We start from the raw sequence: 13401 nt of genomic DNA on the forward strand, positions 1-13401 counted from the left end.
CTCCCGCTCGAGCGCGAAGCGGTCGCAATTCGGGGCCGCTTCGCAGCCCAACGGGACGGTGCGGCGATCCGACAAGCTCCCTCACCACAAGAGGCTAAACCCCGGCCGCTTTCAGCCGCGCCGCATGCTCGACAAACAACCGCACCGGCTCCGCCCCTTTGCCCACCAAACCCAACGACTGATTGACGATATCGAAGTGATCCATCGGGTACTCATCGCCAATCACCGTCCCCAGGTGGGAGCTGTAACGCCCGACCATCCCGTCGCAATGCCCGACCTCTCGAACGAAGGTCCTGGCAAACAACCGACAACTGCGGTTAGTCCCATCAAACCGGTTTCGCCCGCCATCGGTCTTGCCCGGCTGCAAGGTCCCGGACCAGGAGTAATACCGCACGCCGTTGACCTCTTCCGGCCCATGCCCGCCCCAGGTTTCAGGCAAGCCCTGTGGATAACGCTGGTTGAACAGCGCCACCCCTTCGGTCGTCAGTGAATGATGGGAGGCGGGGATATCCACTGGCAATTTCGGTCCGCGATACCCGGTTTCCAGCAGGCACATCAGCGCACTGATCCAGCGCAGCAAAACGCTGAGCAAACGCCCCTTGGCGCTGTCTCCCGGATAGTGTTTGTGCAGGTAATCCGCCAGTTCCGAACCGTGATTGGGCCCGGCCACCGACGTCACCGACGCCACCCGATCCGGGCGCTTGGCAGCGGCGTAGCGGGCGGTGAGCGAGCCCTGGCTATGGCCGATCAGGTTGACTTTCTCGGCCCCGGTTTCTCGCAGGATTTCCTCGATCCGCGCCAGCAGCTGCTCGCCACGCACCTCGCTGGAGTTGAGCGGAGAAACCTGTACCGCAAACACCGTCGCTCCACCCCGGCGCAGCGCAGAAATAATCCCGTACCAATACGGATAGATCAGCAGACGGATAAACCCGAGCATTCCCGGGACCAGCACCAACGGATAACGCGTGGCGGAACCTTGCGACATGGGCGAACGTCCTTGTGATCGGTGAGGTGAAGCAAGGCTTGAATGCAAGACATCAGCCAAGCATCGGTATCGAAGATGACAACTCGACGACCAGTCTATGACATCCCGCCCTACTTGAGCCCCACCACCCCCGCCACGATCAATCCGACCGACACCAGTTTGACCGCCGTCAGGCTTTCACCGAGCAACGCAAACCCGAGAAACACCGTGCCCAGTGAGCCGATGGCGGTCCAGATCGGGTAAGCGATACTCACCGGCAACTCGCGCATGGCCAGGGTCAGGAAGTAGATCCCGCCCACCGCAGCCACCACGGTAATCATCGACGGCCAGAGCCGGGTGAAGCCCTCGGCGTACTTCATGCCCATGGCAAAGGTGACTTCGAAACCGGCGGCGATCAGCAAAAACAGCCAGGCCATCTAGAACTCCCTGGCCAGCGCCAGCAAGCGCTGCTCGGCCTCGGCGGCGGAGATCTGGAAAGTGCGCGCCTCGGACTCTTCGCCTTCGGCGGCCACGACCGTGATGTCGGTGATGCCGATGAACCCCAACGCCGTTCGCAACAACGGATCGGCATGGTTCATCGCCTCAAGTTCCCCACCGGGCCCGAAACCGAACCCGCCGCGACTGGTGACGATCAACGCCTTTTTGCCCTGCACCAGCGGCTCGTATTGAGCGATGCCATTGTCCAGGGTGTGATTGAAGGTCAGCCCCAGCCGCACAATCTGATCGATCCAGGCCTTGAGGCCGCTGGGCACGCTGAAGTTGTACATCGGCGTGGAAATCACCAGCAAATCGTGACCGAGCAACTCGCCCACCAGTTCATCGCTTAACGCCAGGTCGGCCTGCATCGACAGCGGCCGCGCATCGGGCTCGGGGTAAAACGCGGCGGCCACAAACGCCTCGTTGACCGGCGGAATCAACGCCCGACCGACTTCGCGGCGGGTCAGGTGCGACTGCGGATTGGCCGCCTGCCAGGCTGAAAGGAACACCTCGGCCAAGCGCCGGGAGTGAGAACGCTCGCCACGGGGGCTGGCATGTATGGCAAGAATTGTGCTCATCTATATCTCCTGAAGAATTAAACTAAAACTGCTGGCGGCTTGCAGCTTGAAGCGCCTCGCAGTCCTTCTTCAAATGAGAAAAAATCAGTCTGGATGAATTTATTTCATCCATGGAGTTTTCAAATGTTTGCCTCGCTGCCGCTGACCGCCTTGCGCGCCTTTGAATCCGCCTCGCGCCTGCTGAGCTTCAAGGCGGCCGCCGAAGAACTCGCGGTGACGCCGACGGCGGTTTCCCATCAGATCCGTTCGCTGGAGACCTGGCTCGGCGTGCCGCTGTTCGAGCGACTGCCACGGCAAGTGCGCCTGACGGACTGCGGTGAACGGCTGTTCCGCAGCTTGCACGGTGCCTTGCTGGAAGTGGCACAAAGTGTCGACACCTTGCGCCCGCAACGCAGCGGCGCGAGCCTGACAATCTCCACCACCGCCGCTTTCGCCGCGTTGTGGCTGGTGCCACGACTGGGCCGGTTCTACACCCGGCATCCGAACATCAGCCTGCGGCTCGATACCCATTGCGAAGTCATCGATTTGCATCAAGACGCCAGTGTCGATCTGGTGGTGCGCTACAGCCTCGATGACTACCCGAACCTTTATGGCCTGTGCCTGTTCGACGAATCCTTCGGCGTCTATGGCTCGCCGGAGCAAGTCGCCCTGGCCACCAGCCGGGCGCCGACGCTGATCAGCGTGCGCTGGCACAACTCCAAACTGTACGCCCACGGCTGGGAGGCCTGGTGCGCACAATCCGGCGAAAACTGGCTTGCCGGGCAACCTGCGGTTCGCGAATACGACGAAGAGCACTACGCCCTGCAAGCGGCAATTGCCGGGCAAGGCCTGGTGCTGGCGAGCAATATTCTGGTGTCCGAGAGTGTGGCCAATGGTTTGCTGGTGGCTTACAAGGGTGAAGTTCAGGTCGATGGCGCCGGTTACGCTGCACTGTGCGTGCCGGGGCGCGAACGGCATCCGCCGGTGCGGGCATTTTTTGCGTGGTTGCAGGAAGAAGCAGCGTTGTCAGGGTTATTGCCAAGGTCGCAGCTTTCGGCAACTGACTGATCGTTGACTGATCGTTCCCACGCTCTGCGTGGGAATGCAGCCCGGGACGCTCTGCGTCCCAAGAGCGGACGCGGAGCGTCCGTAGAGGCATTCCCAAGCAGAGCGTGGGAACGATCTCCAACGATCTGTGACTACCGGGTGGGTTTGACGGTGACCGGCGCCTTGCCGGCCTTCATCTGTTCCAGCAACGGCGCGCACTGATTCGGTTCGCCAGCGCTCGGCGCTATCAGCGCCAGCAAGCCCGCCGCCGGCGCGGCAAGCACACCCAGCGCCACCATTCCCGCCCCTCGCAACATCAGCGGTACAGCCTTCACACCGGCATCAGGCTTGATGAACTTACCCCGCACATACAGCGGCGAACGCAGCGAAATCACGCGCCAGCCCTTGGATTCCGGGGTGATGGTCAGGTCCAGTTGCTCAGTCGCCATGTTGGCGGTGCCATCAATGTAGACGATCGCGTTTTCGGTATCGAAGACGAACAGGCGCGTAGTCGCCAGACCCGCCTGGATGTCGAAGTCGGCGGCAGCGCAGTTGATCTTCACTTCCTTGTCGCCAAAGATCTTGCCGACCACATAGTTGCCGACGTTCAACCCGGCCAGCTCCATCAACTCACGGCTGATGGCCCCATCGTTAATCAGCAACTTCAGATTGCCATTGGCAGTGCCCAGCAGTTTGGCCACCGAGTTGCCACGACCGGTGATGTCGGCGTCACCGTTGAGCTCGCCGAAACTGGTTTTCATCAGCTCAAAGGTCGGAAACAACTGCTTGAGTTTGAACTTGCGTGCGGTGAGTTTGGCGCGACCTTCCAACGGTTCGGTTCGGCCATTGAGGCGAATCTGAGCGTCCAGGTTGCCGCCAGCCACCCCGAAGCGCAGGGGTTCCAGGCTGAGCACGCCGTCAGTGAGTATCAGGTGAGTGTAGAGATCGTTGAACGGCAGTTTTTCGCTGTGGACGATGCGCTTGCCGGTGAACTCGACGTCCGCGTCCATAACCCGCCAACGCTCGGTTTTGAACTCTTCGACCGGCAACACCTTGTCGGCCGGCTGCTTACTTTCGCCGCCACGGGCCTTTTGTTCGGCGTTGGAATCGGCACCGATCAGCGGGGCGAGGTCGGCAAACAGCAATTGGTTGGAAACCAGCGATCCACTCAGTTTCGGGCGCGGCTGACTGGCGACATACACCAGGCTGCCATGGATATCGCTCTGACCGATCTTGCCGTTGAATTCTTCGTAACGGAACACTGCACCGCCCGCTTCCTGCAACTTGGCGATCAAGTGCCCGTCAGTCTCATACGGCGGTGTGTCCGGCAGGGTTACGCCGGTCAGCGGGTAGAGATTGCCCAGGCTGGTGCCGGCCAGTTTCAGGCGCAAATCCAGGGCGCCGAGGTTCAGTGGATCGGTGAGGGTGCCCGCCAATTCCACGCGGGTGTCAGCGATTTTCACCTGTGCCTGAAGCGGGAGCGGTCTGGACGCATCCTGCAACGCCAGCAAGCCGCCGACCTTGCCTTCGCCCGCGAGTGTCTGGCCGTGGTACTGACCTTTGACCTTCAGCGCGAACGCGTAATCCTGCGGCGCGGCGCCCTTTTCCGCGGCGGTTTTCGCGGCTTTGTCACCGACGATGTCACTGAACGGAATCGGTTTACCCAGCGGGTCGATGATCAAGTCGAGCTGAGTCTTGAGGTTCTGGTCGTCGAGGATGACATGGCCTTTGTCGAAACCGATCGCACCGATGTCCACCACCCAGTTTGAAGGCTCGGCGTTCGGGTCCTTGGGGTCGAACTTGAAGGTCCAGTTAGCACGACCGTCGGCCAGGCGCTGGAGCTCGGCATTCGGTTCGGTCAGGTCAATGCGCGGAATGACCAGGCGCTGCGCCAGCAAGGCCAGGGGCGAAATGCGCAGCTCGACGCGTTTGAGGGTGACCATCTGCGGTTTCTTCGACCAGTCCGGGTTGCCCAGGCTCAAGTCTTGCGCCACGACATGCGGCCACGGCACCCAGGCGCGCCAGCCGCCCTCGTCGGGCTCACGCTGCCAGATCACCGCCAGGTTGCCGTTGATGGAGAACGGGCGGTGCAGCTCTTCGGAAACCTTGGCGTTAAGTGATGGTTTGATCCGGTTCCAATCGAAGAACGCGATGATCACAACCAATGCAGCCAGCAGGACAACAAGGCTGGCGAGGGTCCAGGTAAATACTTTACGAGTGCGCGTCATTGCACAGGGCTCCTGATACGACTGAGCGCCCGGACCGCGACGCATGTTTGAAACGTTAGGCCAGAACCAGCCTGCCATTGAGTTTAGGACTTGGAAATGGTGCGCAGGTTTAACCGAAATTCTGCTTAACGTTCAAATAATCGGTCGGCGAGAGGATGCGCCCCGAGTCCAGCGTTACCGGCCCCGCACTTTTGCAATGCGCAAGTGAGTGGAAAATACCCATCCCAGCGCAAAAACATCCGCCGGAAACGCCCGATTTAGAGCTGTCTCACGGAACAATCAATTCCGTTGATTATTACCATTGCGTTTATGAACTTTTGTATCGACTTATCGAGAGTAGCATTGCCCTCGTACCCACTTTACCGCCCTCCTACGGAGCACCCGATCATGAAACGCCAATTACTGCTTAGCCTTACCCTCTCAATGCTGGCCAGCACTGCTTTCGCCCTGCCAGCGGCTGACCAAGCAACCCCTCAAGTGAAATCCACCCACTCGGCGTTCAGCCAAACCGTTGCCGAAGGTGGCAATGATCGCCTGAAAGAAAAAGGCCTGATCACCCAGGATGGCTCGGACCGCACTCCACAAGGCCAAACCCTCGCTGCTGATGGTTCCGATCGCACTCCACAGGGTCAAACCCTCGCTGCTGACGGTTCCGATCGCACTCCACAAGGTCAAACCCTGGCGGCTGACGGTTCCGACCGCACTCCACAAGGTCAAACCCTGGCCGAAGGTGGTGGTGACCGTGTCATCGAACGCAACAGCGCCTTGAGCTGAGCCCATGGCGGCCCTGAAAAAAAGCCCAATCTCCGGATTGGGCTTTTGACGTTATAGAGGCCTCACTTCCCCGCTTGATTCCCTGATAGTCATTCGACGCCGGCAAAGCCGATTTGCTAGAGTGCGCCGCTGTCTTATCCAGAAAACACCCTTGCGATGCTGCCCCGCGCCGAACAGAAACAACAGACCCGCAACGCCCTGATGGACGCTGCCCGCCACTTGATGGAATGCGGCCGAGGATTCGGCAGCCTGAGCCTGCGCGAAGTCGCCAGAACCGCCGGCATCGTGCCCACCGGTTTCTACCGGCATTTTGCCGACATGGATGAATTGGGCCTGGTGCTGGTAAGTGAAGTCGGCCAGACCTTCCGCGAAACCATTCGCCTGGTGCGCCACAACGAGTTCGTCATGGGCGGCATCATCGACGCCTCGGTGCGGATCTTTCTCGACGTGGTCACGGCCAATCGCTCGCAGTTCCTGTTTCTCGCTCGCGAGCAGTACGGCGGTTCGCTGCCCGTGCGCCAGGCGATTGGCCGATTGCGTGAAGACATCAGCTCGGACCTGGCGGCCGACTTGTCCTTGATGCCGAAGCTGCAACACCTGGACCTCGCCGGCCTGAGCGTCATGGCTGACCTGATTGTCAAAAGCGTGTTCGCGACCTTGCCGGACATCATTGATCCGCCTGCCGAGGCGCTACCCGAACATCTGACCCCGCAGGCAAAAATCACCCAGCAGTTGCGCTTTATCTTTATCGGCCTCAAACACTGGCAAGGCCTGGGCAGCACCGAATAACCCCCTTTATCACTAATGATCGTTCCCACGCTCTGCGTGGGAATGCAGCCCAGGACGCTCTGCGTCCCAACAGCGGACGCGTCCATTGAGGCAATCCCCCGCAGAGCGTGGGAACGATCTGGAGCACCGCACACGCACCAACTTTGCGCACAACCCTCCCCGCACGCACCAATCCCAGCCAAAGCCCGCCACTTCCTGAATCATCTCCTCCATTCCGACAGGCATTTCCTACGCATCACCCGATTGGCAAGCCCCTTGCTCTAGCCTAAGCATTGTCCATTGCTGGAAGCCTTCCGATGCTGGTGATTCATCGCAGAATCGACCCTCAACCCGTCTGGGCCGCCGAGTTGCACCTGAACTTCGAAGCCCGGAGCAAAAGCCGTTTGCGCTGTTTCAGTGCCGAGGGTGAAGACGTCGGGCTGTTTTTGGAGCGCGGTCAGCCGCCGCTGTATGACGGCGAGTGCCTGCAAGCCGAAGACGGACGCATCGTGCGCGTCTGCGCCCGAGCCGAACAGCTGCTGCACGTCACCTGCGCCAATGCTTTCGAACTGACTCGCGCCGCCTATCACCTCGGTAATCGCCATGTCGCCCTGCAAGTCGGTGACGGCTGGTTGCGCCTACTCGACGACTATGTGCTCAAGGCCATGCTTGAACAGCTTGATGCCAAGGTCGAGAACATCGAAGCGCCGTTCCAGCCGGAACACGGTGCTTATGGCGGCGGCCACCACCATTCCCGTCACGGCGATGAAGACTTCAACTACCCGCCGAAATTGCATCAGTTCGGCGTGCGGCTATGAACCCAGCCTGGGCGTTGTTGCGCCTGGCCAGTCCGCAGTTGCCGATTGGCGGTTACAGCTATTCCCAAGGTCTGGAAATGGCGGTGGATAACGGCCGAGTGAATGATCCTGACAGCGCACGTCGCTGGATCAGCGATCAGTTACTGCTGAACCTGGCGCGTTTCGAAGCGCCGTTGCTGCTCGCCCATTGCGTGGCCGCAGCAGAAGAAAACTGGGGTGAACTGCTGCAACGCTGCGAAGAACATCGCGCCAGTCGGGAAACCCGCGAGCTGCATCAGGAAAGTCGGCAGATGGGTTATTCGTTGCAGCAACTGCTCAACGGTTTGCCAGAACTCGATGCGCCCGCCCGTGCTTTTCTCGAACAACATCCCGAGCCGCACCTGGCCCTCGGCTGGGCACTGGCCGCTCGCGCCTGGAATATCAGCCCGCAAGATGCCTTGGCCGCATGGCTCTGGAGCTGGCTGGAAAACCAATTGGCGGTGCTGATGAAAACCCTGCCGCTGGGTCAGCAAGCCGCGCAACGCCTGACCAGCGAACTGCTACCGCTGCTGCAACAAGCCCAACAGAACGCCACCCGCATCAACCCCGAACACTATGGCAGCGCCGCTTTCGGCCTGTCCCTGGCGTGCATGGCCCATGAGCGCCAATACAGCCGTCTATTCCGGTCCTAGGGCCTGTTATTTTGGCCCTGTTATTTTGGAGAAACACATGAACACACAACCTCTGCGCGTCGGCATCGGCGGCCCGGTCGGTTCCGGCAAAACCGCTTTGACGTTGGCCCTGTGCCTGGCGCTGCGCGACCGCTACAACCTGGCGGTGGTCACCAACGACATCTACACCCGCGAAGACGCCGACTTCCTGGTGCGCAACGAAGCCCTGGCGCCGGAGCGAATCATCGGCGTGGAAACCGGCGGTTGCCCGCACACGGCGATTCGCGAGGACGCTTCGATCAACCTTGAAGCCGTGGACCAACTGAACCGTCGCTTTCCGGGGCTGGACCTGATCCTTGTGGAGTCCGGTGGTGACAACCTGTCCGCCACCTTCAGCCCGGAACTGTCCGACCTGACCATCTACGTGATCGACGTCTCGGCCGGCGACAAGCTGCCGCGCAAGGGTGGGCCGGGGATCTGCAAATCGGATCTGCTGGTGATCAACAAAATCGACCTCGCGCCATTGGTGGGTGCGTCGCTGGAGTTGATGGACAGCGATACCAAACGCATGCGCAACGGCAAACCGTTCGTTTTCAGCAACCAGAAAACCGGTCTGGGCCTGGAAGAGATCATCGCCTTCATCGAACGCCAGGGCCTGCTGATAGCGGCGTGAACACGATCAACTTTTATCAACAAGGAAGCTTATCCATGACACTTAAACGCATTCTGGGCGCCATGGCCCTGCTGCTGGCCCCGACTATCGCCTTCGCCCACCCGGGGCATGACGATAACGGTTTGATCGCCGGTATCAGTCACCCGATCGGCGGCCTCGACCACTTGTTGGCGATGCTTGCAGTCGGTTTGTGGGCGGCCCAACAGAAGGGCGCTGCACGCTGGGCGCTGCCATGCACGTTCGTCGGCATCATGCTGATCGGCGGGTTGCTGGGGTTTGAAGGGCTGAACTTGCCAGCACTGGAGAGCGGGATTGCGGCGTCGGTACTGGCGCTGGGTCTGGCGGTGGCTTTGGCCGTGCGTCCGCCGTTGAGCCTCGCCGTTGCGGCAACCGCTTTGTTCGCGCTGTTCCATGGAGTGGCGCACGGACTGGAGTTGCCGCAGATGTCGAGCCCTTGGGCGTACGCGGCGGGTTTTGTAGCGGCGACGGCTGCCTTGCATGGTTTGGGTTACGCCGTAGTGCGGGTGTTGCCGCAAGCGGCGGCGCCGCTGGTTCGGTTGGCGGGAGCGGCCTCGGCGGCGACTGGCGCGTGGTTGTTGGCAGGCTAACGCCCACCGATCGTTCCCACGCTCTGCGTTGGAATGCCTAATTGGACGCTCCGCGTCCGCTTCGAAAGGGACGCTGAGCGTCCCGGGCTGCATTCCCACGCAGAGCGTGGGAACGATCGATGCGTTCACTCTGATAACATGTCGCGCAATCAACCCTGCCGTGACGACGCCAGCCAATGCCGCCTGTTTCCCGCTCCGCCTCCCAGCCTGAATTGACCGCTCTGTTTGCCTCGGTGCAACAGCACTTTTTGGACGTGATCGTGCCGCTCTGGCAAGGGCCCGGCTGGAATGCCGACATGGCGCTGCCCTATGAAGCGCTGGACGCCGAGCATCAACCCTTGCAGCCCCAACGCTACCGGGCCATGGCTTGCGCGCGTCAGCTCTATCTGTTTTCCAGCCTGATCGGCCAGGTACCGGCCGCCGAAGAGCGCGCCGCAGCGCTGTTCCGCTCCTTGCAGGAGCATTTCCACGATGCCGAGCATGGCGGCTGGTTCTACAGCGTCGACCCGCAAGGCGCACCGCTGGATCAGCGCAAAGACCTCTACACCCACGCCTTCATCCTGTTCGCTTGCGCCCATTATTGGGACAAAGTCCGCGAGCCGCGGGTGGAATCGGTGCTCAACGCCGCATTGGAAGTGGTCGCGCAGCGCTTTGCCACGGGCGACGGCCTGTATGAAGCCAGCCTTGACCGTGACTGGTCCTCGCTAAAATCCGGCCCACTGCAAAATCCCCTGATGCACCTGGCTGAAGCCTTCCTCGCCACGCTGTCGGTGCGCGAAGACGTTGCCGTGCAAGGCGCGCTGATCGAGTTATGCACAGCCCTGCAGCAACGCTTTATCGATCCGCAATATGGTGTGTTGATGGAACAGCCGTTGGAGGCTGTGGATAACTGGTTTGAACCAGGGCATCAGTTCGAATGGTATTTCCTCCTGGAGTCGTCGCCGTTGCTGCGCGGCTCGGCACTGCACACGTCACTGGAACGCGCGTTCGCGTTCACTGAACAAAGGGGCGTCGATCCACAAACCGGTGCTGTTCGGGCGATGCTCGATCCGGGTGGCCCTACGAAAGACGCCACCCAACGAATCTGGGCTCAAGCCGAATACCTGCGGGCGCTGACCTTGCGACCCGACAGCGAGGACGCGGTACTGCGCCAGCTGCGGGCATTGCAGCAGCGTTTTCTGCATTCGGGCGGCTGGTATGAGTGCAGGGATCAGAACGGTGACGTGAGCCGTCAGGACATGCCGTCGACCACGCCTTATCACTTGGCGACTTGTTATCGCGGCTTGGTCGACTATCTCGGTTGACTGCTCGCGAAGGACCTCAAAGAGGTCACCGGCTGATCACGCAATCCATTTTCGATCACCGGTAAAGCTGATGGTCAGCCATCGCGCCGCATCCGGCTTGCCGAGCTTCGTGGAAATCTCTTCCCGCAGGCTGTCCAACTGTCCCACGCTCTTCAGCGGATACTCCACCGGCAATACCACATGAATCTCGATAAAACGGGCACGTCCGTGCTTCTGCACGTAGGAAACGTAGTCGTCGAAGCCATGCTCAAGTTTCGCCGCGTCCATCACCTGGCGCACCTTGTCGTCCAGTTGATCCGGCGCAATCCCCAGCACGTCGCGCAAGGCCGGGCCGAGGATTTTGAAGGCCGGTGCAAGCATGCTCAGGGCCAAAAGAATCAGGATCAGCGGGTCGACGTACACCGCCCACTGGCCATAACCCTGCGCCTTGAGCAGCAGCGCGGCGAGAAAACTCACCAGCAAGCCCACCGATAGCATCGCGTCCACCAGCCAGCTGATGTTGTCGAACTGGATCAGCGTTGATTTGAGCCGCCGATTACGGTGGCGGATGTAGAAGAAATACGCGAACTCGACAACGGTAAACACCGCCGCGTAGATGATCACCAGTCCAAGTTCAATCTCGCGTCCGCCATTGATGATGCCGAACACACCGTTGAGAAAGGCGTAGATCGCAATCAAGAACAGAAAGCTGCCTTCGATCAGCAGCACCATCGGCTCCAGGTGCCAGAAGCCGAACTGGAAGCGCTGGTTGCTTTCCTTGGCGATCAGCTTGGCGGTGATCAGCATCAGGACTTTGATAAAGGTCGCGATCAACGAAAAAAAGCCATCGAACAGGATGGATTGGGCACCCGAAACAAAACCGGTGACGACCCCGGCAATCGCCACGGCGAGCATCAGGAGGGTCGATTGTTTGAGCAGCGACTGCTCACCTCGGTTACTCACATAACCTCCTCTGAAAACCTTGAAACCGCGGGGTGCGGTGGGGTTATTGGACGAGGAGTCTAGCTTATGTGTTGTTTTGCCTGTGCCGGCCTCTTCGCGAGCAAGCCCGCTCCCACACTGGAAATGCGTTCCCTGTGGGAGTGAGCCTGCCCCCACATTGGAAATGCGCTCCCTGTGGGAGTGAGCCTGCTCGCGATTGGCCGTTATGCGGTCTTACGCCTTGGCATTGCGCTCAATCGCAAACCCGCTCCACGTCTGGCTCACCGGCATCAGCTCAAGGCTGTTGATGTTGATGTGAGCCGGGGCATTGAGCACCCAGAAAATGGTGTCGGCGATGTCTTGCGGCTGGATCGGCTCGGCACCGGCGTAGGTCGCGTTGTAGCGCTCCTGGTCACCGGCGAAACGCACCAGCGAAAACTCGCTTTCGCACAGGCCCGGCTCTATGTTGCTGACCCGCACGCCCGTACCTTGCAGGTCGCAGCGCAGGTTCAGGGAGAACTGTTTGACGAATGCCTTGCTCGCGCCATACACATGGCTGCCCGGGTACGGGTAGTTGCCGGCGATGGAGCCGAGGTTGACGATGCCGGCACCGCGACCGTGAGCAATCAGGCGGGGCAACAACAGACGAGTGCTGTACATCAGGCCTTTGATGTTGGTGTCGACCATGGTGTCCCAATCGTCGAGGTCGCACTTGGGCGCCGGGTCCACGCCCAGAGCCAGGCCAGCGTTGTTGATCAGCCCGCGCAGCTTGGCGAAGGACGGCGGCAGGTTGGCAATCGCCTCCTCCATGGCCCTGCGATCACGCACGTCGAGCACCAGGCCATGGACCTCGGTCTGCTTCGACAGCTCGGCGCACAACGCATTGAGGCGCTCTTCACGACGGCCGGTCAGCACCAGTTTCCAGCCGGCTTCGGCAAAACGACGGGCGCAGGCTTCACCAAAACCGGAGGTCGCGCCGGTGATAAACAGGGTGTTGGACATCGTGTTCTCCTTACTTCGGCTGATCGGCAGCCACTGGAATAGAAAATCAGCAGCCAGCATGCCCGGCCTTGCCCACAGCGGCAACTACCGCAGAAGCTGTACAAAAAACGATCAAACGTCGCCACGCCTTACCGGCCGTGGCTTCCAACCATGTGCGCGCACCTTATCCACAGGCCGGTCCACAGTTTCCGGGGGCAAGTTGAAAAGCTGTAAGCCGCTGTGCACAAGGCTTTGCGGGCAAATTGGAAATTTTTTTGCTTGACCCTGGAACGCGCGGTGTGTAGCCCATGGCATTCTGCACGATTGACCGGTCATACCGACGATGGCGCCAAGCCAGTAACTACGGCCTTCAGCCAAGTCTTTCCAGAGTTTAACCACAGACTTATCCACAGGCAGCCTGGCCCGGTTTCAGTCCGTTTTCATCACCAACAAAAAGGTTGACAACGCCCGTTCGAGGCCGCGTAAAAACCCCTGATCAAAAAACAACCACAACTCTGCAAGCCACGGTTTCAAAGGCTTTCAGCCAGCTACTCCCACGTTATTCACAGCCAGTTCCACAGCAAACGGGGACAAGTCAAAACCGTGACAA

At 60.3% G+C, this 13401-nt stretch carries 14 protein-coding genes; 8 read left to right on the plus strand and 6 right to left on the minus strand.

Features of this window, described 5'->3' with window-relative positions; genetic code table 11:
- Positions 1-94 precede the first annotated feature (94 nt).
- The 3 genes from PFAS1_RS08295 to PFAS1_RS08305 all read right to left on the minus strand — a co-directional run bounded on the left by PFAS1_RS08295 (position 95) and on the right by PFAS1_RS08305 (position 2040).
- A complete protein-coding gene (locus PFAS1_RS08295) occupies positions 95-985 on the minus strand; it encodes an esterase/lipase family protein (RefSeq protein ID WP_076028832.1) in 891 nt (296 codons plus the stop codon).
- A gap of 110 nt (positions 986-1095) precedes the next feature.
- Positions 1096-1401 (minus strand): DMT family transporter, encoded by a 306-nt coding sequence (locus tag PFAS1_RS08300; RefSeq protein WP_008157366.1) that lies wholly within the window; start codon positions 1399-1401, stop codon positions 1096-1098.
- Positions 1402-2040 (minus strand): FMN-dependent NADH-azoreductase, encoded by a 639-nt coding sequence (locus PFAS1_RS08305; RefSeq protein ID WP_076028833.1) that lies wholly within the window; start codon positions 2038-2040, stop codon positions 1402-1404.
- A gap of 123 nt (positions 2041-2163) precedes the next feature.
- On the opposite strand from PFAS1_RS08305, the gene PFAS1_RS08310 reads away from it, so the two are divergent.
- Positions 2164-3087 carry a LysR substrate-binding domain-containing protein gene (locus PFAS1_RS08310; protein WP_076028834.1) on the plus strand — a complete coding sequence of 308 codons (924 nt, stop codon included), beginning with the start codon at positions 2164-2166 and terminating at the stop codon, positions 3085-3087.
- A 131-nt stretch (positions 3088-3218) separates the two neighbouring features.
- On the opposite strand, the gene PFAS1_RS08315 is transcribed toward PFAS1_RS08310, so the two are convergent.
- Positions 3219-5294 (minus strand): AsmA family protein, encoded by a 2076-nt coding sequence (locus PFAS1_RS08315; protein WP_076028835.1) that lies wholly within the window; start codon positions 5292-5294, stop codon positions 3219-3221.
- Positions 5295-5681: 387 nt separating this feature from the next.
- Between PFAS1_RS08315 and PFAS1_RS08320 the strand changes: the two genes are divergently transcribed.
- The 7 genes from PFAS1_RS08320 (at position 5682) to PFAS1_RS08355 (ending at position 10889) form a co-directional block, all read left to right on the plus strand.
- A complete protein-coding gene (locus PFAS1_RS08320; protein ID WP_076028836.1) occupies positions 5682-6068 on the plus strand; it encodes a hypothetical protein in 387 nt (128 codons plus the stop codon).
- Positions 6069-6224: 156 nt separating this feature from the next.
- Positions 6225-6857, plus strand: a complete 633-nt coding sequence (locus PFAS1_RS08325; RefSeq protein WP_076028837.1) for a TetR family transcriptional regulator — start codon at positions 6225-6227, stop codon at positions 6855-6857.
- Between the two features lie 296 nt (positions 6858-7153).
- Complete coding sequence (ureE, locus tag PFAS1_RS08330; RefSeq protein WP_076028838.1) at positions 7154-7654, plus strand: urease accessory protein UreE; 501 nt, start codon at positions 7154-7156, stop codon at positions 7652-7654.
- The gene (locus tag PFAS1_RS08335; protein ID WP_076028839.1) at positions 7651-8325 is read left to right on the plus strand and encodes an urease accessory protein UreF; all 675 of its coding nucleotides are present in this window, start codon (positions 7651-7653) and stop codon (positions 8323-8325) included. The genes ureE and PFAS1_RS08335 overlap by 4 nt, the downstream gene beginning before the upstream one ends.
- 37 nt (positions 8326-8362) lie before the next feature.
- Positions 8363-8977 carry an urease accessory protein UreG gene (gene ureG, locus PFAS1_RS08340; RefSeq protein WP_074873292.1) on the plus strand — a complete coding sequence of 205 codons (615 nt, stop codon included), beginning with the start codon at positions 8363-8365 and terminating at the stop codon, positions 8975-8977.
- A gap of 35 nt (positions 8978-9012) precedes the next feature.
- Positions 9013-9585 (plus strand): HupE/UreJ family protein, encoded by a 573-nt coding sequence (locus PFAS1_RS08345; RefSeq protein WP_076028840.1) that lies wholly within the window; start codon positions 9013-9015, stop codon positions 9583-9585.
- 176 nt (positions 9586-9761) lie between these two features.
- Complete coding sequence (locus tag PFAS1_RS08355) at positions 9762-10889, plus strand: AGE family epimerase/isomerase (RefSeq protein WP_076028841.1); 1128 nt, start codon at positions 9762-9764, stop codon at positions 10887-10889.
- Between the two features lie 36 nt (positions 10890-10925).
- Here PFAS1_RS08355 and PFAS1_RS08360 read toward each other — a convergent pair whose 3' ends face one another.
- The gene (locus PFAS1_RS08360) at positions 10926-11831 is read right to left on the minus strand and encodes a cation diffusion facilitator family transporter (protein WP_076028842.1); all 906 of its coding nucleotides are present in this window, start codon (positions 11829-11831) and stop codon (positions 10926-10928) included.
- A gap of 213 nt (positions 11832-12044) precedes the next feature.
- Entirely contained in the window at positions 12045-12812 is a 768-nt protein-coding gene (locus PFAS1_RS08365; RefSeq protein WP_076028843.1) for an SDR family oxidoreductase, read from the minus strand.
- Between the last annotated feature and the right edge of the window lie 589 nt (positions 12813-13401).

Origin of the sequence: Pseudomonas frederiksbergensis (assembly GCF_001952935.1) — a bacterium.
Classification (GTDB): Bacteria; Pseudomonadota; Gammaproteobacteria; order Pseudomonadales; family Pseudomonadaceae; genus Aquipseudomonas; species Aquipseudomonas frederiksbergensis.